The 20,642-nt window shown below is 72.0% G+C and carries 26 protein-coding genes; 16 read left to right on the top strand and 10 right to left on the bottom strand.

Annotation, left to right across the window (positions count from 1 at the left end):
* Window positions 1-40: 40 nt before the first annotated feature.
* The gene (locus OG738_RS39360; protein WP_329048715.1) at window positions 41-1,021 is read right to left on the bottom strand and encodes a sigma-70 family RNA polymerase sigma factor; all 981 of its coding nucleotides are present in this window, start codon (window positions 1,019-1,021) and stop codon (window positions 41-43) included.
* A gap of 95 nt (window positions 1,022-1,116) precedes the next feature.
* Here OG738_RS39360 and OG738_RS39365 point away from each other — a divergent pair, with 95 nt between their 5' ends.
* On the top strand, window positions 1,117-1,686 hold the full coding sequence (locus tag OG738_RS39365; RefSeq protein ID WP_329048716.1) for a dihydrofolate reductase family protein: 570 nt from the start codon (window positions 1,117-1,119) through the stop codon (window positions 1,684-1,686).
* Between the two features lie 58 nt (window positions 1,687-1,744).
* Here the strand turns inward: OG738_RS39365 and OG738_RS39370 are convergent, their stop codons facing one another.
* Together OG738_RS39370 and OG738_RS39375 are read right to left on the bottom strand one after the other, a co-directional pair.
* Window positions 1,745-2,149, bottom strand: a complete 405-nt coding sequence (locus tag OG738_RS39370) for an STAS domain-containing protein (RefSeq protein WP_329048718.1) — start codon at window positions 2,147-2,149, stop codon at window positions 1,745-1,747.
* 144 nt (window positions 2,150-2,293) lie between these two features.
* Window positions 2,294-2,785 (bottom strand): MarR family transcriptional regulator, encoded by a 492-nt coding sequence (locus OG738_RS39375; RefSeq protein ID WP_329048719.1) that lies wholly within the window; start codon window positions 2,783-2,785, stop codon window positions 2,294-2,296.
* A gap of 284 nt (window positions 2,786-3,069) precedes the next feature.
* Between OG738_RS39375 and OG738_RS39380 the strand changes: the two genes are divergently transcribed.
* On the top strand, window positions 3,070-3,831 hold the full coding sequence (locus OG738_RS39380; RefSeq protein ID WP_329048721.1) for an ANTAR domain-containing response regulator: 762 nt from the start codon (window positions 3,070-3,072) through the stop codon (window positions 3,829-3,831).
* 111 nt (window positions 3,832-3,942) lie between these two features.
* Here OG738_RS39380 and OG738_RS39385 read toward each other — a convergent pair whose 3' ends face one another.
* Window positions 3,943-4,311, bottom strand: coding sequence for a hypothetical protein (locus OG738_RS39385; protein ID WP_329057085.1), 369 nt, complete (start codon window positions 4,309-4,311; stop codon window positions 3,943-3,945).
* Between OG738_RS39385 and OG738_RS39390 the strand changes: the two genes are divergently transcribed.
* A complete protein-coding gene (locus tag OG738_RS39390; RefSeq protein WP_329048722.1) occupies window positions 4,242-4,889 on the top strand; it encodes an SDR family NAD(P)-dependent oxidoreductase in 648 nt (215 codons plus the stop codon). The genes OG738_RS39385 and OG738_RS39390 overlap by 70 nt on opposite strands.
* Before the next feature lie 24 nt (window positions 4,890-4,913).
* Here OG738_RS39390 and OG738_RS39395 read toward each other — a convergent pair whose 3' ends face one another.
* The gene (locus tag OG738_RS39395) at window positions 4,914-5,186 is read right to left on the bottom strand and encodes an SbtR family transcriptional regulator (RefSeq protein ID WP_442875839.1); all 273 of its coding nucleotides are present in this window, start codon (window positions 5,184-5,186) and stop codon (window positions 4,914-4,916) included.
* Window positions 5,187-5,269: 83 nt separating this feature from the next.
* On the opposite strand from OG738_RS39395, the gene OG738_RS39400 reads away from it, so the two are divergent.
* Window positions 5,270-5,392, top strand: a complete 123-nt coding sequence (locus tag OG738_RS39400) for a hypothetical protein (RefSeq protein WP_329057087.1) — start codon at window positions 5,270-5,272, stop codon at window positions 5,390-5,392.
* 5 nt (window positions 5,393-5,397) lie between these two features.
* The gene (locus OG738_RS39405; protein ID WP_329056965.1) at window positions 5,398-5,712 is read left to right on the top strand and encodes a MarR family winged helix-turn-helix transcriptional regulator; all 315 of its coding nucleotides are present in this window, start codon (window positions 5,398-5,400) and stop codon (window positions 5,710-5,712) included.
* A 31-nt stretch (window positions 5,713-5,743) separates the two neighbouring features.
* On the opposite strand, the gene OG738_RS39410 is transcribed toward OG738_RS39405, so the two are convergent.
* Window positions 5,744-6,955 (bottom strand): PP2C family protein-serine/threonine phosphatase, encoded by a 1,212-nt coding sequence (locus OG738_RS39410; protein WP_329048726.1) that lies wholly within the window; start codon window positions 6,953-6,955, stop codon window positions 5,744-5,746.
* Window positions 6,956-7,096: 141 nt separating this feature from the next.
* On the opposite strand from OG738_RS39410, the gene OG738_RS39415 reads away from it, so the two are divergent.
* The 6 genes from OG738_RS39415 to OG738_RS39440 all read left to right on the top strand — a co-directional run bounded on the left by OG738_RS39415 (window position 7,097) and on the right by OG738_RS39440 (window position 11,568).
* The gene (locus OG738_RS39415) at window positions 7,097-7,564 is read left to right on the top strand and encodes a MarR family transcriptional regulator (RefSeq protein WP_329048727.1); all 468 of its coding nucleotides are present in this window, start codon (window positions 7,097-7,099) and stop codon (window positions 7,562-7,564) included.
* Window positions 7,565-7,658: 94 nt separating this feature from the next.
* On the top strand, window positions 7,659-8,528 hold the full coding sequence (locus OG738_RS39420; RefSeq protein ID WP_329048729.1) for an STAS domain-containing protein: 870 nt from the start codon (window positions 7,659-7,661) through the stop codon (window positions 8,526-8,528).
* Entirely contained in the window at window positions 8,525-8,917 is a 393-nt protein-coding gene (locus OG738_RS39425) for an STAS domain-containing protein (protein WP_329048731.1), read from the top strand. The genes OG738_RS39420 and OG738_RS39425 overlap by 4 nt, the downstream gene beginning before the upstream one ends.
* Window positions 8,907-9,344: an ATP-binding protein gene (locus OG738_RS39430; RefSeq protein ID WP_329048732.1), complete on the top strand. Its 438-nt coding sequence runs from the start codon at window positions 8,907-8,909 to the stop codon at window positions 9,342-9,344. Before OG738_RS39425 ends, OG738_RS39430 begins: the two co-directional genes overlap by 11 nt.
* Window positions 9,341-10,357 carry a SpoIIE family protein phosphatase gene (locus OG738_RS39435; protein WP_329048733.1) on the top strand — a complete coding sequence of 339 codons (1,017 nt, stop codon included), beginning with the start codon at window positions 9,341-9,343 and terminating at the stop codon, window positions 10,355-10,357. The genes OG738_RS39430 and OG738_RS39435 overlap by 4 nt, the downstream gene beginning before the upstream one ends.
* On the top strand, window positions 10,357-11,568 hold the full coding sequence (locus OG738_RS39440; RefSeq protein WP_329048735.1) for a PP2C family protein-serine/threonine phosphatase: 1,212 nt from the start codon (window positions 10,357-10,359) through the stop codon (window positions 11,566-11,568). The genes OG738_RS39435 and OG738_RS39440 overlap by 1 nt, the downstream gene beginning before the upstream one ends.
* Before the next feature lie 288 nt (window positions 11,569-11,856).
* Here the strand turns inward: OG738_RS39440 and OG738_RS39445 are convergent, their stop codons facing one another.
* From OG738_RS39445 to OG738_RS39455, 3 genes are all read right to left on the bottom strand, one after another.
* Window positions 11,857-12,333 carry a (2Fe-2S)-binding protein gene (locus OG738_RS39445; protein ID WP_329048737.1) on the bottom strand — a complete coding sequence of 159 codons (477 nt, stop codon included), beginning with the start codon at window positions 12,331-12,333 and terminating at the stop codon, window positions 11,857-11,859.
* Window positions 12,334-12,342: 9 nt separating this feature from the next.
* Entirely contained in the window at window positions 12,343-14,673 is a 2,331-nt protein-coding gene (locus OG738_RS39450; protein WP_329048738.1) for a molybdopterin cofactor-binding domain-containing protein, read from the bottom strand.
* Window positions 14,674-14,823: 150 nt separating this feature from the next.
* Window positions 14,824-16,035: a PucR family transcriptional regulator gene (locus tag OG738_RS39455; protein ID WP_329048740.1), complete on the bottom strand. Its 1,212-nt coding sequence runs from the start codon at window positions 16,033-16,035 to the stop codon at window positions 14,824-14,826.
* Between the two features lie 212 nt (window positions 16,036-16,247).
* On the opposite strand from OG738_RS39455, the gene OG738_RS39460 reads away from it, so the two are divergent.
* Window positions 16,248-17,069 carry a SigB/SigF/SigG family RNA polymerase sigma factor gene (locus OG738_RS39460; RefSeq protein ID WP_329048741.1) on the top strand — a complete coding sequence of 274 codons (822 nt, stop codon included), beginning with the start codon at window positions 16,248-16,250 and terminating at the stop codon, window positions 17,067-17,069.
* Between the two features lie 67 nt (window positions 17,070-17,136).
* Window positions 17,137-17,514, top strand: a complete 378-nt coding sequence (locus OG738_RS39465) for a hypothetical protein (RefSeq protein WP_329048743.1) — start codon at window positions 17,137-17,139, stop codon at window positions 17,512-17,514.
* Between the two features lies 1 nt (window position 17,515).
* Here the strand turns inward: OG738_RS39465 and OG738_RS39470 are convergent, their stop codons facing one another.
* Entirely contained in the window at window positions 17,516-18,139 is a 624-nt protein-coding gene (locus OG738_RS39470; protein WP_329048745.1) for a phosphopantetheine-binding protein, read from the bottom strand.
* Window positions 18,140-18,314: 175 nt separating this feature from the next.
* Between OG738_RS39470 and OG738_RS39475 the strand changes: the two genes are divergently transcribed.
* The 3 genes from OG738_RS39475 to OG738_RS39485 all read left to right on the top strand — a co-directional run bounded on the left by OG738_RS39475 (window position 18,315) and on the right by OG738_RS39485 (window position 20,572).
* Window positions 18,315-18,521 carry a hypothetical protein gene (locus OG738_RS39475; RefSeq protein ID WP_329048747.1) on the top strand — a complete coding sequence of 69 codons (207 nt, stop codon included), beginning with the start codon at window positions 18,315-18,317 and terminating at the stop codon, window positions 18,519-18,521.
* Between the two features lie 112 nt (window positions 18,522-18,633).
* A complete protein-coding gene (locus tag OG738_RS39480) occupies window positions 18,634-19,359 on the top strand; it encodes an AfsR/SARP family transcriptional regulator (RefSeq protein ID WP_329048748.1) in 726 nt (241 codons plus the stop codon).
* Window positions 19,360-19,642: 283 nt separating this feature from the next.
* The gene (locus OG738_RS39485; protein ID WP_329048750.1) at window positions 19,643-20,572 is read left to right on the top strand and encodes an acyl-ACP desaturase; all 930 of its coding nucleotides are present in this window, start codon (window positions 19,643-19,645) and stop codon (window positions 20,570-20,572) included.
* Window positions 20,573-20,642 lie beyond the last annotated feature (70 nt).

The raw sequence follows: 20,642 nt of genomic DNA on the forward strand, positions 1-20,642 counted from the left end.
CCGGAAATGCGCTTACACCGCCAGGGTCGGAACGGGAGATTCACGCCGGCAGCGAACGCGGCAACCCGAACGCCGGGAGGACGCTGTTCTCGAACCGGGTCATGGCGCAGATCCGGTCCCCGGCCAGCCCGAGGACGTACAAGCCCGTCCCGTGCCGGATGCCCGACGCACCGCGCAGGTAGGCGCCGAACGCCGGCTGGCCGTTGGCGCGCGTCGGGACGAGGTCGAACCGGCGGCCCGCGCCGAACAGGCGCGCGCAGAACCGCGCCGTGACGTCGCGGCCCTCGTATTCGAACGGCAGCGGCGGCATCGCCAAGAAGACGTCGTCGGTCAGCAGGGTCACCAGCGCGTCGATGTCGGCCGTTTCCCACGCCCGCACGAAGTCCGCCACGATCGCGTTCTCCGCGGGTGAGCCGGGCGCGGGCGGCGGCTCGGCCGGCTCCCGGCGCCGCAGGCCGGCGCGGGCCCGCTTCAGGGCGCTCTTGACCGAGTCGACCGTCGTGTCCAGCATCCCGGCTACCTCGCTCGCCGGGAACGCCAGGACGTCACGCAGGACGAGCACGGCCAGCTGACGCGGCGGCAGGGCCTGCAGAGCCGTCACGAAGGCCAGCGAGACGGATTCGCGCTGCTCGTAGCGCGCCTCCGGACCGGCCGGCTCGGGCAGGAGCGCGTCCGGGAAGGGTTCGAGCCAGACGACTTCGCCGAGCCGCGTCGGCTCCGGTGGCTCGACGCCGGGGATGTCCCACGCCTTGGCCGGGCGCCGGGCCGCGGAGCGCAGCGCGCTCAGGCACCGGTTGGTGGCGATCCGGTAGAGCCAGGTGCGGATCGAGGCCCGGCCGTCGAAGCCGTCGAGCCCGCGCCACGCGGACAGCAGCGTGTCCTGCAGCGCGTCCTCGGCGTCCTGGACCGAGCCCAGCATCCGGTAGCAGTGCACCTGCAGCTCACGGCGGTGCGGCTCGGTCAGGGCCCGGAACGCCTCGCCGTCACCGGCCCGCGCCCGCACGATCAGTTCGGTGGCCATCCGCTCCCCTTCTCGCGTTTCCATCCTGTACGGACGCCGGGGAGAACGCGAAGGGGGCGGCGCCCCCTTCGCCGGTGCCACGGCGTCGGAACGGCATGGGAAAAATCATCATCAGCGAGAACGTCACGCTCGACGGAGTCGTCCAGGACCCGACCGGTGACGAGGGCACCGGCCGCGGCAGCTGGTTCACCTGGATCGGCGACCGGGACCGCGAGGCGTGGGCCAAGGTCGAATACGAAGAGGCGCTGGGCGCGGAAGCACTCCTCATGGGACGGCGGACCCACGCGTACTTCCTGAGGCGCGGCTGGGCGTCGCGCACCGGCGAGTGGGCGGACCGGTTGCGGAGCCTGCCCAAGTACGTCGTCTCGTCTTCCGCTCTCGAAGGCGACGGCTGGGGCGAGACGACCGTCCTCGCCGGGATCGAGGAGATCGCGAAGCTGAAGGAGGAGGTGAGCGGGGAGATCGTCGTCTACGGCAGCGCGCAGCTCGTGCACACGCTGATCGAGCGCGACCTCGCCGACGAGCTGCGGCTGATGACCTACCCGTTCGTGGCCGGCGCGGGCGAGCGGCTCTTCCCCGGGACGAGCGAGATCAAGCCCACGCGCCTGACGGGCACCCGGACCGTCGGCGACGGACTCGCGCTGCTGACCTACGAACTCGGCTGAGAAAGGGGCCGCGGACCGTCACTCTCGTCCGCGCGGCCGCGGGACGCCCACGCGCAGATCACCCATCGCCGAGCCCGGGGTGGCAGGCGCCGGGCACCCGCGGCCGGCCAAGGTGCCCGACAGCGTCCCCGACGGTGGGATGGATGGCGAACAGATCGTCGACCCGGGTGATCGCCAGCGGCATCAGCACACTGCGCTGGGTCGCCACCAGCCGCACCTCGATCCCCGCCACTGCCGCCGTCTGGTGCAGCCCGGCCAGCGCGGACAGGCCGACCGAGCCGAAGAACCGCACGTCGGTCAGGTCGACCACCAGCGCCCGGGGCCGCCGGGCGACAGCCGCGGCCATGGTCTCGCGCAGCATCGTGCGCACGACGTGGTCCACGTCCCCGGCCACGCCGACCACCGTGGTATCGCCGATGGACCTCACGGCGATGGCCAGCATCGGCGGAGATGCAGATTCCATGAGGGCGCTCCCGGGGAAACCGGTTCGCTGACCGGGAAGGACGACGGCGCGCTGCGAGGTCACGGCTGGCGGCTGAACCGTGACCGGAGAACGTCCCGGCGTGGCGGACACCGCCACGTCAGTTGTCGTATGACAACAATGACGCTACCGCCCCGCCGCGCGGTTGTCACCATCGACGAGGTCACGATTGGCTGCCGCGTGGAACGCACGTAGTCCGCTCGCGAGGACGTCTCGTTCGTCGGCGGTCAACGCGGCGAGGACGCTGTGCAGGCTTTCCCGGCGGCGGGCACGCAGGTCCTGCAGGTAGGCGCGGCCGCTGTCGCTGAGCCGCAGGACCAGCTCGCGGCGGTTCCGGGCATGCGGGAGCCGTTCGAGGAAGCCGACGGCCTCGAGCCGATCGCACAGCCGGCTCGCCAGCGGCGGAGTGGATCCGAGCAGCGCCGCCAGGCTTCGCAGGTTCAAGCCTTCGTGGCGGTCGAGCGCGACGACCGCGCGCACCTGTGACAGCGACAGCGGCCTCGGGGACGCGTCGCGGGCTCGCTCGAAGAGGATTTCGAGCAACTCGGCGGTGTCGGCCACGGCCGCGGCCACCTGGTCGGCGGCGCGCGTCCTGCGGAACTCGTTCACGGCGTTCACGGAGGCATCCCTAGGTCGAGCCGTCACCGCAGCCTACCGCGCGCCGTCGCCGGAGCAGGCCGACCATCGCCCGGGAACGAGGGATACGACGACTCTTACAGTTGTCATATGGCAACAGTTATCGTACGGTATCCGAGCGGTCAGGAATGCAGCGCTCGTTCGCGGCGGGCCGTGCTTGCTGTGATCGAGCACCACGCGCTCGGTGGGCAGCTCGAGCAGGCGCCCGGCGCGGTCGTGACGCCGGAGTCCAAGCCCAGTCAGCAACTTCGAAGGGACGTGGGCCGATGTCCGCACACGACAGGGACCGGACATCCCCGGCGGACGACAAGCACGTGGTTCGCCGGGTGGACGAGGTCACTGGTGCGCTGGAACAGCTCACCGGCGTCCTCGACCAGGAAGAGGAGCTGCACGTCGTCCTCCAGCGGCTCTGCCATCAGGTCGTCCCCGCCATCCCCGGCGCCGACCTGGCGAGTGTCGCAGTGGTGGAAGAGGGTGGCCCACGGACCGTCGCGGCCACCTCCGACCAGGCCATCGACATCGACCAGGCCCAATACGACGCCGACGCCGGCCCGGCGCTGGACGCCGCCCGGACCGGCCACGTCGTCCGGGTCACGGTGTCGGCCGACGCCGTGGCCCGCTGGCCGCAGTTCGCCGACGCCGCCGGCACCGCCTCCGTTCGCAGCTACCTGTCCGCGCCGCTGTACATCGACAAGGAGTTCTCCGGCTCGCTCAACCTCTACGGCGTCGACGATCACGGCTTCAGCGAACTGGACGCGGCGCTGCTGGAGCTCTACACCACCGCTGCCGAAGCCGCGCTCCGGCAGGCCCAGCGGCACCGCAGCGCCCGGGCGACCACCGAGCAGCTGCGCACCGCCCTGTCCTCGCGTGCCGTCATCGACCAGGCCAAAGGCATCCTCATGGCGGCCCGGCACATCACCGCCGACGAAGCGTTCACCCTGCTCGTCAAGAAATCCCAGCACGACAACGTCAAACTGAGTGCCGTCGCCGAGAAGGTGCTCGAACAGGCCACGCGGCCACGCCAGTGACCACGATCAGTGAACCGAGGCAAGCCGGCTGGGCGGCAGCTCGGCGCGTTCGTGCGGCCGGACCTCGACCGACGCCGTCACGGTTCCCGCGTGAACGAACGTGAAGCATCGCTACACCGTCGAGTGGATGCCGGTGAGCTGTTCGGAAGTCGCCCAGAGGCGGTGGGCGAGGTCGGGATCCTGTGCGGCGGCGGAGCGGTCGATGAGCTGCGGGGCGCCGCGTAGGTGGGCGAAGTGGCTGGGTCCGGTGAAGCTGTTGCCGGGGATGTCGGCCACGGCGGCGTAGAGGACCGGTAGTGCGCCGTGGTCGGCGTCTTGGGCCAGCAGCCGGATTGCCGGCGTCCACAACAGGTCCGCCGGGCGGCGGGGTCCTGCATGGTGGTAGATGTTCGTCGCGACCAGACCGGGGTGTGCCGCGTTCGCCAGGACGGCCGAGCCGGTGGCGGTCAGCCACCAGCGGCATCGGGCTGACCACGGCACACGCCCTGGCCGCGTCCGGTGCCCGCGTCGTCTTCGCCGTGCGCGACGCCGCAAGAGGCGCCGCGGCCGCGGCGGGCACGCCTGGCCACACCGAAGTCCGCGTCCTCGACCTCGACAGCCTGGACTCCGTGCGCGCCTTCGCCGACGGCTGGACCGGCCCGATCGACCTGCTGATCAACAACGCCGGTGTCTCGATGCCGGCGCTGAGCCGCACCGCCGACGGCTTCGAGGCGACGTTCGGCATCAACCACCTGGGCCACTTCGCGCTGACCACGCTGCTGCTGGAGCACATCACCGGCCGGATCGTGACGGTGGCCTCGCAAGCCGAACGCCTGGCCCGCCTCGACTTCGACGACCTCGACTGGCGCCGGCGGCCCTACCGGCAACGCCGTGCCTATAACGACTCGAAGCTCGCCAACCTGCTGTTCACCGCGGAACTCCGCCGACGACATCCGCCGGTGGCTGGTCGGCCTCGCGAAGGCCGTCGGGACCCCGCCGGACGAGGACCGCCTACAGCGCTACCTCGCCCTGTTCCTCGACGCCGTCCGGCCGCGAGCCCGCGGTGCCGAATAGGCTGACCACCACGTCGGAAGGCGAGACACTCAGTTCTTGGGTGTGCGCAGGCCGTCGAGCAGGACGCGGGTCAGGTGGTCGTCGGCGCGGGCGCCGCAGCGGCAGACCGCCACGTTGAGGACCTGAACCACCTCTGCCGGCGGGACGTCGGCACGCAGGTCGCCCTCGCGCTGGGCGGCCGCCGCGATGTCGGCGATCAGCGCGTTGACCTCGGCCTCCAGCTCGGCCAGCTCGCCGTGTTCCGGCTCGCCGGCGATCAACGACTTGGTCAGCGCCAGCGGCCGGGCCACGCAGTGGCCCACGATCCGGACCAGTGCCTCCCACGCCGGGGCCCGGCCGGCTTCCGCGCGTGGCCTCCAGCAGTTCCCGCAGCGTGTCGGCCGCGATGCCGGCCAGCAGGGCGCGCCGGTCCGGGAAGTGCCGGTACAGCGTGCCGACGCCCACCCCGGTGCTCATCGAGCAGCGTGGGGAAGCCGCGCTCGCCGGCACGTCACTCTCGCTCCCCTGAACCACCTGCTCGACGCGGTCGTGGCCGAGCCCGGAGTGACCGTGACCGAGATCGCCGGCCGGCTGGGCAAGAGCCAGCAGGCCATCAGCCAGGTCGCCAACCGGCTGGAGAACCTCGGTTACCTCGAACGGCGGGTCGGCTCGGGCCGCGCGGTCGCACTGCACGCCACCCAGGCCGGTCGCGACGCCTCAGCCGAGGGGGTCGCCCGCGAACTCGCCGCCGAGCAGCGGGTTCGCGAGCTGCTCAGACCCCAGCAGTTCGACACCCTCATGACCCTCCTCGCCGCGACCCGGGACACCCTGCGCAACGAGAGGTCCTGACTTCGAGGCCGATACCGCTGCCGGATGGCGGCTACCGCGACGTCCCGGCCACCGTCACCGATGCGCTGTTTCCCGGTCCCGGCAAGGGGGTCCGCCCGAACCAGTCCAGGCACACCACCATCGCGTCGTCCTCGGCCTGCCCGCCGTGCCGGCGGGTGGTGAGTTGCCGCAGCATCGCGCCGGGCACGTGCGCGGCGGGCAGGTCCGCGGTCACGGCGACGGCCTCGGCGAGCTCACGGTCACCGTAGAGATCGCCGTGCGGACCGGCCGCGTTGTAGACGCCGTCGCTGACGAAGACGAACCGGTCGCCGTCGAGGGCCTGGAACTGGTGGACGGTGTAGGCCGTTTCCTCGAAGGCGCCGAGTGGTAGCTGTTCGTCGAACAGGACCCGTTCGGCTTTGCCGTCGCGCAGCCGCCACAGCCGCGGGGAGCCGGCGTCGACCACGTCGACCAGGCCGGTGGCGAGGTCGAACTGGAGCAGCAGCGCGGCCACGTGCTGGGCCCCGCGGTAGTGGGCGTAGAGGGCTTGGTCGCCGAGTTCGGCTTGGGCGTCGAGTTCGACACCGGCGCGGCGGGCGTTGCGCAGGGCGTTCACCGCGAGGTTGGTCAGCAGGGCGGCTTCGCTGCCGTCGCCCATGCCGTTGATCAGGGTGACGGCGAGGCTGTGGGCGGAGGCGGACCAGTCGAAGCAGTCACCGTAGATGGCGTAGGCGGGTTCGAGCTGGCCACCGAGCGCGAACTCCGGACGCGTGCAGGCGCGTCCGGGCAGCAGCTGCCACTGCATCTCGGCGGCCAGGGTCAGCCGGGAGGAGCGGCGGGCCTGGATGTAGAGGTCGGTGTCGCGGTCGGCGACGAACAGTTCGTGGGCGACCGCTTCGGCGAACCGCTCGAGTTCCGCCCAGACGGGTGGTTCCGGTTCCGCCGGCAGGGTGACGGCCAGGATGCCGAGCCGGTCGCCGCGGACGCTGACCGGCAGGTACCCGGTCACGCTCGCGCCCTCGTACTCGAAGGTCGCCGCCTGGGCGATGAACGCCGCGCCGGGCGTGGTGCCCTCGACCGGGATGGGTTCGTTCGTGTACGGCAGGGTGCTCACCTGGCACAGCTCGGTGAGGGCGTAGTCGGCCATCAGGAGTTCGACGGCGTCGGCGCCGAAGTGCTCGGCCAGCGCCGAGCGCAGCGCGGCGGGCAGGTCGTGGGGTGGAACATCACGCAACCGGCGTTCCACCGCCAGGGATCTGTCCACGCCTTGCCTCCTGCTCACGGGACCGTGGGCGAAGTGGACCACGGTCGGTCTGTCGAGTGTGCGCCGCTCCGGCGTGCCGGGCTACGGCGATTCGCGTGAGCTGTGCTGCCGGTTCAGCATAGGGATGCGACAGTGGAGCCCGTGGATCGATCCCGCGAGCAGCCGGCCCCGGACGGGACGGCCGCCGTGGTGGAGCTGCCCGAGCTGCTCGAATTTCTCCTCGAGCGGCCGCGCGAGGTGTCTTCCCATCCGCTGTCGGCCGCCCAGCTGCGTGCGGTCGTCGCCTTGGCGCACCACGGCGGGATGAACCTGCGGACGTTGGCCGACGTGCTCGGCTCGACTCCACCGCTGGTCAGCCGGTTGTGCGACCGGTTGGAGGCCGTCGGGTTCCTCGAACGCCTGCCCAGCGCGCGCAGCCGCCGCGAGCTGACGTTGCGCCTGTCCGACCGCGGCCGCGCCTACCTGGAGGATCTGCGGCGGCGGCGCCGGGAAAGCGTCCAGCCGGTCCTGGCCAGGATGACCGCCGCCGGGCTGGGCGCACTGGCCGCCGGGCTGCGGGAGTACCACGCGATCGTCGCCGCGGAGCGGGATGCCGACGGGTCGGCGTGAAGTCCCGGCCTTGCACCGGTACGCTCCACTGTTGTTACATGACAACAGTCCACCGGCGTACAGCAGCGCGCGCCCCCGACCGCAGGAGGACCCGGTGCCGGGGACCGACGACGCCGCCGTTCGCGACCTGTTGCGGCAGACCCTCGAGGAAGACCACACCACCGTGGTCGAGGACTGGGTCCGGCAGCAGCTGGAGAACCCGGGCTCAGCCGACGGTGACCGCGAACTACGCCGCGAGGCCACCGAGCTGCTGCGGGCGCTGCGAGCGGCGCTGGGCACCACGGTGCCCGTCGGCCGGATCGTGGAGCAGGACGGGGCCGTGCGAGACGCGCTGACGTCGCTGTCGGAGCGCCGGGCCCGCGCGGGCGCCGAGCCGTCGGCCACCGCGATGGCGATCTTCGCGCTGAAGAGCGCGATGCTGACCGCAATCGAATGCCACAGCGGCGACCCGGCCGTGCGCTACCGGGCGGCGCTGCTGGTCAACGAGCTGCTCGACCGGGCAGGAGTCCTGTCGTTCGCCGTCTACGTCACCGGGCGCGAACAGATCATCCGCCAGCAGCACAGCCAGATGCTCGAGCTGTCCACCCCGGTCGTGCAGTTGTGGCGGCACATCCTGGCGGTGCCACTGATCGGCACCCTGGACAGCGCCCGCACCCAGGTCGTGATGACGAGCCTCCTGGAAGCCATCCAGGCCCACGAGGCACGCGTGGCGATCATCGACATCACCGGCGTTCCCACCGTCGACACCGCCGTGGCGCAGCACCTGCTGCAGACCGTCAGCGCCGTCCGGCTGATGGGTGCCGAATGCGTGATCAGCGGCATCCGGCCCTCCATCGCGCAGACCATCACCCAGCTCGGCATCGACCTCTCGCACATCGTCACCCGCGGCTCGCTCGCCGACGCACTGGCCGCCGCGCTGCAGCTGCTCGGCGATGGCAGCCGTCCCGGTGCGGTGACGGGGTGAGCGCCGGCCTGCCGATCCTGCGGCTCGGCGACATCCTGCTCAGCGGCCTGGTGAGCGATCTGGACGACAAGACCGCGCTCGCCGTCACCGACGAACTCACCACCCGGATCGCCGACGAGGGCATCCGCGGCGTGATCATCGACATCTCCCGGCTGGAGATCATCGACTCCTTCGTCGCCCGCGTGCTCATGCAACTGGCCGACTCGGGCCGCCTCCTGGGCGCGCGGATGATCGTGGCGGGCATGCGCCCGGCCGTCGCGCTGACCCTGACCGAGCTCGGGCTGCAGCTCACCGGCGTCCGGACCGCGCTCAACGCCGAACAGGCGATGGAGCTGCTGGGCTGGCGCCGTCCCGCCGAGGCCGCCGAAGAGGCGCCTCATGCGCCCTGACGAACTCACCGATCCCGAACACGACATCCCGCCCGGAGAACACCTCATCCGGGCCGAAGAAGACCTACTCACCGCCCGCCACGCCGTACGGGCCGCCGCGGTCGCCGCCGGGTTCACGATCGTCGACCAGACGAAGATCGTCACCGCGGCCAGCGAACTGGTCCGCAACGCCTACATCCACGGCGGCGGCGGCACGTTGACGATCTCGGTCCTGCGCGACGACCGCGGCCGGGTCGGGCTGCGGCTGCGAGTCCGCGACAACGGCCCCGGCATCCCCGACGTCGAACAGGCGATGACCGACGGGTTCAGCACCGGCGCCGGGCTGGGCCACGGCCTCGGCGGCACCCGCCGCCTGGTCGACGACTTCCACCTCGACATCGGCCCCGGCCGCGGCACCGCCGTCACGATCGCGCGCTGGAAGCCATGAGCGGCATCGTGGTCCCGACACCATCGCGGCACGTGCGCATCGACCACGCCAGCGCCGTCTACGCCGCCACCCGCGCCGCCCGCGAAACCGGCCGGGCAGCCGGGCTGCCGGACGTGCTCACCGAACGCGCCGCGGTGGTCACCTCGGAGCTGGCCGGCAATCTGGACAAGCACGCGGTCAACGGATCGGTGGTCGTGCAGCGGGCCACGACCGGGCTCGGCATCGACGTCCTGGCCGCCGACGACGGCCCCGGGATGACCGACCTCGAGCACTGGCTGCTCGACGGCAACACGACCACCGCCACCCTCGGCACCGGCCTCGGCGCGGTGAAGCGGATGGCGACCGTGTTCCGGATCCGCTCGGCGCCAGGCAGCGGAACCATCGCCGCCGCCCGCGTCCTGGCTCCGGGGACACCGGCCGGGCGCGCCGCCGCGATGGCGCATTTCTGCCTGCCCCGCGAAGGCGAGAGCGTGTGCGGCGACGCGGTCGCCATCGCGGAGACGTCCGGCAGCCAGACCGCCGTCGTCGCCGACGGGCTCGGCCACGGACCCGACGCCGCGGAAGCCGCCGACGTCGCGCTCAGCGTGTTCGCCCAGAATCCGGACCGGCCACTGGCCCACCAGATCGCGAGCATGCACCGCGCCCTGCGGGCCACCCGCGGCGCCGCGATCGCATTGGCGCGGATCACGCCGCGGCGGCTCGAGTTCTGCGGCATCGGCAACGTCATCGGGACGACGCTGAACGGGAGGAGCCGACCGGGGCTGCTGCTCAGCATCCCGGGAATCGTCGGGTTCACCTCGCCGGTCGCCCAGGTCCGGCAGGCGCCCCTCGCCGACGGCGACGTCGTCGTCCTGCACACCGACGGAATCGACCCCGGCTGGCGGACCGCCGGCGACCACGTTGCGGCGCGGCCCGGCGACGCGCTGCTGCTGGCGGCCGAACTGGCCCACCGCCACCGCAACCCGCGCGACGACGCCGCCGTGATCGCCCTGCACCCCGACCGGATCACCTGATGCATCCCGGACTCGCGCGGATCCGCCGGGACCTCCGCACCGCCTGCGGCGACGCCGGGGTGCCGGCCGGTGACCGCGCCCGCCTGGTCCTCGCCGCGACCGTGCTCGCCGAACCGGCCGTCGAGGCCGGTCAGGAGATCCTCGTCGAGACCACCACGGCGGAGCGCCGGCTGGCCGTCACCTTGCGTCTCGCGGCGCCGGTCGGGCAGGCCCGGCGCAACAGCCTGCCGTTGCTGCCCGACGCCGGGGACGACGCGACCCTCACCTGGCACCTCGCCACGGGTCCTGCCCCGCACCCCGCACCGGCCGACGACGACGCGGCCACCCGCGAGGAGATGCTCGCGCTGATCGCCCGCGCCGACGCCCTCACCCAGGAACAGCGGGAGCTCAAACACGAACTCGCCGAAACCAACAGCGGCGTCCTCGCGATGTACGTCGAGCTCGAAGAACGGGACGAACAGCTCCGCCGCGCGCACGCGATCATCTTCCGCGAGCTGGAAGACGCGCTGCGCCCGCCGCCGCCGGCGGTGCCGGGGTTGGAGCTGGCGGTGCAGTATTCCCCGACCGACCCGGATTCCCCGACCGGCGGCGACCTCTACGACTGGTTCGTCCTGCCCGACGGCCACCTGCACGTGACGCTGGTCGACGCGGTCGGCCACGGCGTCACCTCGACCCGGCACGCCCTCACCGTCACCCACGCCATCCGCACCCTCGCGCTGGAAGGCCACCCGTTCGCCGACCTCGTCGCCCGCGCCGCCGACACCCTCGCCGCGATCGAACCGGGCTTGATGGCCACCGTGCTGCTGGCCCGCATCGACCCCGTGACCGGAAACATGGCCCTGGCCAACGGAAGTCACCCGCCGCCGATGCTGGTCACCACGACCGGGGACACCCGGCTGCTGCATTCGCCGGTCATCGGCCGCGGCGTCGGTTTCCCCGACCCCGGCACTCCCCTGCTCGTCCACCACACGCTGGGCCCCGGCGACACCGTGGTGCTCTACACCGACGGCCTCGTCGAAAGCCGCCGCGACCTCGACGAAGGCCAAGCACGGCTCCTCGCCCACGCCGCCGCGCACGCCCGGCACCCGATCGCCGCGCTGCCGGCCGAGCTGGTGACCCGGATGCACGACGTCGTCCTGCACGCCGACGACACCGTCGTGCTCGCCCTCCGCCGAGCGTCCGCGAAGACCGACGGCACGGACCCGAGCTGACACATCTCGAACCCGAGCGAGAGCGAACACGGCGCGGTTACCGGCACCTGTTCGAGTCAGCTCGAAAAGCTTGTCCCTGTTGATCATGGTCCCTGACGTCGCCCCTGCAAGTGCTCCACGACCATGGAGCGGCGAAAGCACATTTGCGTCAATGGGCAGGAGATGCTTTCGCCGATGAACTCGCGAGAGGACTACCGAGGAAATGCGATTCACTGGAGCCAAGCTCGTTTCCGCAGGGTTCGCCTGCGCCGCGGTGCTGACCACGGTAGCGGCCGGCACCGCCGGGGGTCACATGTTCTTCGCGCCCGCCTTCACCGCCTCGCGGATCCGGGCGTACGTGCCGCAGCGGCAGATGTTGCGGATCTCGTCCAGGTCGGCGTCCGTGATCTCGCGGCCGGCCGCCGTGGCCTGGCGGACCTTGGCCACCGCGGCCATGATCTGGCCCGGCTGGCAGTAGCCGCACTGGGCGACGTCCATCTCCAGCCACGCCTCCTGCATCGGGTGCAGGTCCTTGCCCACCGTCGCGGGCAGGCCCTCGATCGTCGTGATCTCGTCGGACTCCTTGATGTCGGCCACCCGCACCGAGCACGGGTTGAACGCCTTGCCGTTGATGTGGCTGGTGCACGCCTTGCAGACGTCGAGCCCGCAGCCGTACTTCGGGCCGGTGATGCCCAGCAGGTCGCGCAGGACCCACAGCAGCCGGACGTCGTCGTCGGCGTCGACGGTGACCACGCGGCCGTTGACCTTCAGGGTGTGTTGCGGCACGGCGTGCTCCTAGTAGGCGTAGTCGAGGCCGTCGGTCGGCGACGGCGGCGTGGACGGCTGCACCGGCAGGGGCTCGAAGCTGAGCGTGCCGTGGTTGATCGGGAACGTCGTCGGCATCTTGCCGACGGCGCGGGCGTAGGCGCAGGCGACGGCGGCGAACGACGGCGCCACCGCCAGCTCGCCCGCGCCGCTGGGGCTGGCCGAGGTGTTCGGCATGACGACGACCTGCGTCTCGGGCGGGGTGTTCCACTCCCGCGTGTAGAAGTAGTTGTCCCAGCTGCCTTCCAGCGGGAGCCCGTCCTTGATGTGCAGGCTCGAGGTGAGGCACATCGCGATGCCGTCGTTGAGGCCGCCGATCATCTGCGCCTCGAGGCCGCGCGGGTTGATCGCGAAGCCGGGGTCGACGACGACGAGCGCCTTCGTCACCCGCGGGCCGGTGACGCCGTCGCGGACCTTGCGGTTGACCGTCTCCGGCCGGCAGTCGATCTCCACCAGCACCGCGACCGCGCCGCGGTACTCCGAGTGCAGCGCGATCCCCTGCGCCACCCCGGCGGGCAGCGAGCGGCCCCAGTTCCCGACCTGGACGGCCTTGTCGAGCACCGCGCGCAGCCGGTCGTCCTTGAGGAACTCGCGGCGGAACGCGACCGGGTCCTTGCCGAACTTCTTCGCCAGCTGGTCGACGACGAGCTCTTCGGCGGTGACCACGTTGGGCGAGTAGATGTTGCGCATGCTGCCGGTGTTGAACTTCAGCGGGATCTCGTTGAGCAGCTGGGTCGTGACGCCGAAGTTGTACGGCGAGGACTGGCTGAGCAGGAAGATCGACTCGGCGAAGCTGAGGTTGCCGCCGATCGGGAGCTGCGCGGCGTACGAGGTGATCATCTCGCCCAGCCCGTGGCTGAACTCCGTCTGCACGCTCGTGTGGCGCTGTTCGAAGCTGACGACGTTGCCCAGCAGGTAGGTCGCCCGCACCCGCGACACGCACATCGGGTGGGCCCGGCCCTGGCGGAAGTCGTCGGTGCGCGACCACATCAGCTTGACCGGCTTGCCCATCTTCTGCGACGCCTCGGCCGCTTCGGCGGCGGCGTCGTGGAAGAGGTGCCGCCCGAACGAGCCGCCGCCCTGGCTGACGTGCACGGTGACCGCGTCCTGCGGCAGCCCCAGCTGCTTGGCGATGTCCGCCTGGGCGACGATCGGCACCTTCACGCACGACCAGATCTCCGCGCGGTCGGCGCGGACGTCGGCGATCGCGGCGCCGGTCTCCAGGGGGCTGTTGCTGGCGAAGGCGAAGGTGAACTCGGCGTCGATGTACTGGTCGAGCAGGCCGGGGACGGCCATCGGCAGCTGCGCGGCCTTGAGCTTCTTGAGCACGGTCGCGTCGGATTCGCCGTCGACCGTGCCGGGTCCCCACGTCACCTTCAGCGCCCGGATCGCGTCGATGCACTGGCCGAACGTGCGGCCGCGCACCGCGACGCCGTGGGAGATCGCGGCGACGTCGGTGATCCCGGGCATCGCCTCGACCTCGGCGGCGTTGAGGACCGCGCGCGGGGTGCCGTTGATCGTGGGCGGCCGGGCGACCATGGTCGGCAGCGCGCCCGGGACGTCGAGGTCGAGGGTGAACTGCTTGCGGCCGGTGACCGCGGCGTGGGCGTCGAGGCGGTTCTGCGGCGTGCCGAGCACCGTGAACTGCGACTGCGGCTTGAGCGTCGCCGCGACGCTGATCGTCGTGGCGGAGGCGGCGGCCTTCGCCAGGGAGCCGTAGCTCGCCGTGCGGCCGCCGGAGCCGCGCACGACCCCGCCGGACGTCGTCAGCTGCGACGCCGGCACGCCCCACTGCGCGGCGGCCGCGGCGACCAGCCGCTGCCGGGCGATCGCCGAGGCGGTCCGGACCGGCGTGTAGATGCTGCGCATCGAGTTGGAGCCGCCGGTCAGCTGGTTCATCAGCAGCTCGGGCCGGGCGTCGGCGAGCGTGACGTCGATCTTGTCCAGCGGGAGGTCGAGCTCCTCGGCGATCATCATCGCCACGGCGGTGGTCATGCCCTGGCCGACCTCGGTGCGCGGCACGGCGAACGCGGCCCGGCCGTCGGCGCCGACCTGGACGGTGATCAGGCCGGACGTGGGCAGCGCGGCGAGGTTCTGCAGGTCGCCCAGGTCGAAGATGTCTTCGGGCTGCGGGAGCGACGGGATCGCCGCGGCGGCTTCACCTGGCGCCAGCTCCGCGGCGCCGACCTGCGCGGCGACGGCGAGAGTCGGGGCGGCGAGCACGAAGCCGAGGAAGCGGCGGCGGGCCATCGAGCGCGGCTCGGACCCGGGTGGGGGGACGGACGGGTCGTGTTCGGGCATGAGCGGCTGGGACCTCTCGAACGACGGTGTGGGAGAGCGCGGGCGGAGCACCGCCGGCCGGAGTGTTACACACATCACGCCGCCGAATGAAGGAGCTGAGTGCCTACATTTGGCCTAGTGTCGTTGTGCACTGTGCACAGCGGGTACCGGTCATGGCACGCGCGGTGGCGGCAGGAACGGCAGTGCCCGGACGACCAGGGCCAGCTCCAGGGCGACGTCGCCGCCGGTCAGCGACCGGCCGGTCAGCTCTTCGATCCGGTGGATCCGGTTGAGCACCGTGTTGCGGTGGCAGTGCAGCGCCTGCGCCGAGCGCGTCGCCGAGCCGCCGGTCCGCACCCACGTCGCGAGCGTCTCCAGCAGCGGGCCGCGCTCCACCGCCCGCAGGTCCAGCAGGCCACCGAGCCAGTTCAGCTGGAGGGACTCCGTCAGCTCGGGCGAGCTGAGCAGCAGTGCTTCGGGCAGCCGTTCGGCCAGGCACACCACGTCGGCCCGGCCCGGCGGCACGGTCCGCATCGCCAGCACCGCCTGGCGGTAGGCCGTGTGCACGGCCGCCAGCCCGTCGACGACCAGGGACACGCCGGCCGGCACGGTCAGCACGGACCCGATCGCGGCGACGACGTCCGTCACCTCCCGGCCCGGCAGGGAAACGAGCCCGACGAGCACGTCCGCGCGCGACTGCCAGGCCGACGCGGACCCGACGTCCTCCAGCGCGGAGCCGAGCGGCTCGGCGAACACGGCGTCCCCGGGACCCGCGGCCGCGACGACGACGTAGGGCCCCGAGATCGGCAGCCGCAGCGCCCGGGCCGCCTCGTAGGCGAACCCCGCGTCGGCCGCCCGGCCCTGCAGGAGCCCTTCCCAGAGCGATGCCCGCCGCTGCTCGTCCGCGCGGACGAAGCTGCGCTCGGCCACGTGGTAGGCCAGCGCCACCTGCGCCGAGGTGGCGTCGATGACCTCCCACACGCGGGTCGCCAGGTCCAGCATCGCCTCGTTGTTGACGTACCCGGTCGCCCGGGCCTTTTCGGTCAGGGCCTGCCAGACCAGGCGGCCGCCGATGCGGAACGAACGCAGGACGTCGTCGAGCGGCAGCTGCTGTTCGGCCCGGCGCCGCCCGGTCGCCTTCGCCGCGTCGTAGAGGTCCTCGGTGGTTTCGGTGCCGCGGCCGATCAGCTGCAGGACCCGGCGGAGGTTGTCGTGACACGAGCGCCACAGGTCGTCGTCGGGCACGACGTCGACCACCCGGTAGCCGGGGTTCTGCTCGACGATGACGGCGACCAGGGCGCCGGTCAGCTCGTCGAGCTCGTCCAGCACCCTGGCCGCCAGTGACCACGCGGTGTCCCGGGCGTCCGCCCGTGCCTCGCCCATCCGCACCCACCACCGTCGCGCTCTCGCCGGCGGGTCAGCCTACGTCGCCACCCGGGTTCCCGCCCACTTCGCGAGCGCGAAGCCCGAGTGCGGCGCGCGTGCGGTCCCGTGAGGACAGTCGCACGCCGGGCCCGTTGCTCCGGACGCAGCAATACCCGCCGGCCCGGTCGCCGGTTCGTGTGATCCGGGACGGCTTTGGGTATCTGGGCCACATGGTTGTCAGAGCACTGGAGCGCCCCACCGCCACCGCGGTCCTCGACGTGTCCACGCCGCGGCGGCCGAACCAGTTCGCCCACTGCGCTCCGCTGTTCGACGAGCACAGCAGGCTGGCACCCGAAGACCCACGGCGCGGCGACCTGCGTGACCGCATCATCACCGAGCACCTCTCCCTCGCCGAGAACATCGCCAAGCGCTTCGCCGGGCGCGGCGAGTCCTTCGACGACCTCGTGCAGGTCGCGCGGACCGGCCTGATCCACGCCGTCGACCGCTACGACCCGGCGCGCGGCCGCGACTTCCTGTCCTTCGCCGTGCCGACGATCATGGGCGAGGTCCGCCGCCACTTCCGGGACAGCGCCTGGTCGATGCGCGTGCCGCGCGCGCTGAAGGAGCTGCAGCAGAGCCTCGTCAAGGCGACCGGCGAGCTGGCCCACGACCTGGGCCGCTCCCCCACCCCGAGCGAGCTCGCGGCGCACCTCGGCATCGACGTCGAGACGGTCCGCGAAGGCCTGCTCGCCGCCGAGGCGTACAAGCCGGCTTCACTCGACGCCCCCGCCCGCGGCGGCGACGACACGATCACGGTCGCCGACCAGCTCCCCGACCGCGAATCCCCGTACACCAAGGCCGACGACCACCTGACGCTCGAAGCCGCGATGGCCGGTCTGCCGCCCCGCGAGCGCGCGATCATCGAGATGCGCTTCGTCGACGAGCTGACGCAGAGCCAGATCGCCGAGCGCATCGGCGTGTCCCAGATGCAGGTGTCCCGGCTGCTGGCCAAGACGCTGGAGCAGCTGCGCCACCGCATCGTCGCCGAGTAGCGCGTACCCCTTTCGAACGTCGTGGAAAGGCCTCGCCGGAAACGACGCGCGACCGTACGATCGCGCGGTGCCGAATCCCCCGCGCCGGGCGCGCATGCCATGGCCGGTGCAGCTGATCTTCTGGGTCCAGCTCGCCGGCCTCGTCCTCGACCTGGTGCAGCTGCTGGCGTCGACCCCGGGTTTCGCCGACGTGGCCGGCTACGTCGTGCAGGTGGCGGTCGTCGTCTTCCTGATGCTGAAGCTCCGGCAGGGCCGGCACTGGGTGCGCGTGCTCCTCACGGTCATCGCCGCCCTGGCGTTGCTGGTCGCCGTGCTGCGGCTGCTCGCCGGCCAGGTTCCGCCGGTGGGGATCGCCGTCAGCACCGCGGTCACCCTGGTGTTGCTGTACTGGCCCAGTTCCAACGCGTTCTTCGCGGCAGCGCGGCAGGCGAGAGCCACCGCCTGACCTACCCCTGCGGCCGGTCTCCGAGGTAGCGGGCCAGCTCGGCCACCGTGGGCCGGTCGAAGATCACCGTGGCCGGTAGATCGGTTCCCGACAGCTCGGCGAGCCGCGTGCGCAGCTCGATCACCGTGAGCGAATCGAAGCCGAGTTCCGGGAACGGCCGGTCGTCGGCGATCACCGCGGCGTCCGGGTGGCCCAGGACCGCCGCGACCTCCGCGCGCACCAGCTCGCGCAGTTCGGGCTCGGCCTGGTGCTCCGGCCGGCTCGCGGGCCGAGGACGTTTCCGCGACGCCCTGGTGACGCCCGGCTGCGACGCTGTCCGAGGTCCCCCGAGCGGGAGGAGAGCCGTCCCATGCCGCCGCCACCGAGGGCTCGCGCGAAGCTCCCCCGGCGGCTTCCGGCTCGTGGGCGCCGACGGCGGCAGCGACCGCACCGGCGGCCGGTTGCGCGAGGTGGGGTCCTCCGCGATCTCGTACAGGAAGACCGTGAGCGTGGCCCGGCTCGGCCGGTCCTCGAGGTCGCTCAGCACCGCCGTCGGCGGCTCGTTCGGATCCAGTCCGCGCAGCGCCTCGGTCAGCCGGTCCACGATGATCGTCGACACGTCGGCGACGACCCCGAAATCGCCCATCCCCATCCTCCCCTTGAGCACACCCGGAGGTGCGGTGTGCCGGGGCGCAGCATCGCAGGGGTGGCGTGGCCGGTCCGCGTTCCGCGCGTCGCCCCGGCGTCACGGCGGCGTCGCCCGGGCCCGCGTTGACGTGGCCGCGACGCGGCGGTGACACACCGGCGCGCATCCTGCGGGGGTGGAGCCCCCCGAGGTGCGTGCCGGCAGCATGGTTCTGCGTGCGTGGCTGGAAGGCGGCGATCCGGATGCCCTGAGGGTCCGGATTTTCTGCACGATCGGCACCGGCGACGCCAGGACAGTCGCGGTGACCTCGCCGGAAGCGGTGCACGAGGCCGTGCAAAGCTGGCTGGACGAGCTCGGATCAGGCCCGATGACGTTTTCGTGACGCCCTGTCGACGCCACCCGATCGATAATTCCCGTAACGTTTCCCCCGCGGGCCGCGAATTGCCCGACGGTGGGGTCGAATCGATCGGTGCTGGGCGTAGGTTGGGGAGCCGATGCGCGCTGAAGTGACACAGATCGTCACATTGCGGCTGCTGAAGGGTTTCGCGCTGCTCGTGGACGACGACCGGGTGCCCCTGTCGGCAGGCGCGCAGCGGCTGCTCGCGTTCCTCGCGCTGCAGGACCGGCCCCGGACCAGGACCTACGTGGCCAGAACGCTGTGGCCGGAAGCGACCACGCCCCGCGCCAACGCGAACCTGCGCTCGTCGCTGTGGCGCGCGTCGCGCACCGGGCACCAGGTCATCGACGCGTCGGTGCAGGAGATGGCGCTGGCGGGCAACATCACCGTCGACATCCACGACGCGGTCGCCCGCGCACACCGCCTGCTCGACCGGTCCTGCGGCTGCGACGACATCCTGGACCGGCGCACCCGCGACGACCTGTCCGCCGACCTGCTGCCCGAGTGGTCGGACAACGAATGGGTGCTCATCGAGCAGGAGCAGTACCACCAGCTGCGGCTGTATGCGTTGGAGGCCATGGCGAAGCGGCTCACCGCGGCCGGCCGGCACGGTGAGGCGGTGGCCGCTGGGCTGACCGCGGTCCGGGCCGAGCCGCTGCGGGAGAGCGCGCACCGCGTCCTCATCGACGCGCACCTCGCGGCCGGCAACCGGGCGGCGGCGCGGCACCAGTACGAGCAGTGCCGGCACACCCTGCTCGAGGAACTGGGCCTCGAACCGTCCGACACCCTGCGTCACCTCCTGCCGCACCCGAGCGCGCACTAGCCGCCGATTCTTCGTCCATTGTGCTCGCGGCGAAGAATGGCGCCGCGCGGATTTTCCGAGGCCGGGAGCCGCGTCGCGGCGAATTCGACGGGAATCGGCTGCGCGCGCCGACGAGATCCGCGAACGCCCTCCCGGCCGGTGACCGGCCGCGCGGTGGCCGGTCACCGTGGCGGCCCCTCGGAATCGTGACCGCCACCACCACGGGAACCACCTGGGCCCTCCGGCCGTTTATCCTACCTACGGCACCGTAAGTTACGGTCGCGTAGGCACGGAAGGACGTCCCATGCCGGTTTCCGAAAGCACGCGCTTGTTGTACGAGCTGGAGGGGACGGTCGAAGAGAACCTCAACCGGCACCTCGCCGCGGCCCAGGAGTGGATGCCGCACGAGTACGTCCCCTGGAGCCAGGGGCGCGACTTCGCCGAGCTCGGCGGGGAGGCGTGGGACCCCGAGCAGTCGCGGGTCAGCCCGATCGCGCGGACGGCGCTGGAGGTCAACCTCCTCACCGAGGACAACCTGCCGAGCTACCACCGCGAGATCGAGCGCGCGTTCGGCCGCGACGGCGCGTGGGGCACCTGGGTGCACCGGTGGACGGCCGAAGAGGGCCGCCACGGCATCTGCATCCGCGACTACCTGCTGGTCACCCGCGCCGTCGACCCCGTCGAGCTGGAGCGCATGCGGATGGAGACGATGCAGGCGGGCTACGACACCGGCGACAAGCCGCTGCTGCAGGTCTGCGCGTACGTCTCGTTCCAGGAGCTGGCGACCCGGATCTCACACCGCAACACCGGCCGCTACACCCAGGACCCGCTGGCCGAGCGGCTGCTGGCCCGGGTGTCCACCGACGAGAACCTCCACATGGTCTTCTACCGGAACCTGGTCAAGGCCTCGCTGGAGATCTCCCCCGACGCGATGATGCGCGCGATCACCGACGAGGTCGTGTCGTTCGCGATGCCGGGCGCGGTGATCCCGAGCTTCGCCCGCAAGGCGGCCCTGATCGCCAAGGCAGGCATCTACGACCTGCGCATCCACCACGACGACGTCGTCCTGCCGCTGCTGCGCTACTGGAAGGTGTTCGACCTGACCGGCCTCGGCCCGGAGGGCGAGGCGGCCCGCGACGAGCTGGCGGCGTTCCTCAAGACGCTGGAGACCCAGGCGTCCCGCTTCGAAGAACGCCGCGACGCGGCCGCCGCCCGCAAGCTCGCGCGCGGCTGACGTCCGGCCGGGGCACCGCCGCCGCTGCCCCGTCCGGTCACGCCGGGCCCGGCGCCGTCGCCGGGTGGTG

Source organism: Amycolatopsis sp. NBC_01488 (genome assembly GCF_036227105.1).
GTDB lineage: Bacteria > Actinomycetota > Actinomycetes > Mycobacteriales > Pseudonocardiaceae > Amycolatopsis.

What these genes read in the sequence shown, in the direction of transcription:
- OG738_RS39450 (WP_329048738.1), bottom strand. Translation starts at nt 14,673, where the DNA reads ATGCCCGAACACGACCCGTCCGTCCCCCCACCCGGGTCCGAGCCGCGC.
- OG738_RS39480 (WP_329048748.1), top strand. Translation starts at nt 18,634, where the DNA reads ATGCGCGCTGAAGTGACACAGATCGTCACATTGCGGCTGCTGAAGGGT.
- OG738_RS39470 (WP_329048745.1), bottom strand. Translation starts at nt 18,139, where the DNA reads ATGGGCGATTTCGGGGTCGTCGCCGACGTGTCGACGATCATCGTGGAC.
- OG738_RS39360 (WP_329048715.1), bottom strand. Translation starts at nt 1,021, where the DNA reads ATGGCCACCGAACTGATCGTGCGGGCGCGGGCCGGTGACGGCGAGGCG.
- OG738_RS39380 (WP_329048721.1), top strand. Translation starts at nt 3,070, where the DNA reads ATGTCCGCACACGACAGGGACCGGACATCCCCGGCGGACGACAAGCAC.
- OG738_RS39455 (WP_329048740.1), bottom strand. Translation starts at nt 16,035, where the DNA reads ATGGGCGAGGCACGGGCGGACGCCCGGGACACCGCGTGGTCACTGGCG.
- OG738_RS39400 (WP_329057087.1), top strand. Translation starts at nt 5,270, where the DNA reads ATGCCGGCCAGCAGGGCGCGCCGGTCCGGGAAGTGCCGGTACAGCGTG.
- OG738_RS39365 (WP_329048716.1), top strand. Translation starts at nt 1,117, where the DNA reads ATGGGAAAAATCATCATCAGCGAGAACGTCACGCTCGACGGAGTCGTC.
- OG738_RS39430 (WP_329048732.1), top strand. Translation starts at nt 8,907, where the DNA reads ATGCGCCCTGACGAACTCACCGATCCCGAACACGACATCCCGCCCGGA.
- OG738_RS39460 (WP_329048741.1), top strand. Translation starts at nt 16,248, where the DNA reads ATGGTTGTCAGAGCACTGGAGCGCCCCACCGCCACCGCGGTCCTCGAC.
- OG738_RS39370 (WP_329048718.1), bottom strand. Translation starts at nt 2,149, where the DNA reads ATGGAATCTGCATCTCCGCCGATGCTGGCCATCGCCGTGAGGTCCATC.
- OG738_RS39440 (WP_329048735.1), top strand. Translation starts at nt 10,357, where the DNA reads ATGCATCCCGGACTCGCGCGGATCCGCCGGGACCTCCGCACCGCCTGC.
- OG738_RS39435 (WP_329048733.1), top strand. Translation starts at nt 9,341, where the DNA reads ATGAGCGGCATCGTGGTCCCGACACCATCGCGGCACGTGCGCATCGAC.
- OG738_RS39485 (WP_329048750.1), top strand. Translation starts at nt 19,643, where the DNA reads ATGCCGGTTTCCGAAAGCACGCGCTTGTTGTACGAGCTGGAGGGGACG.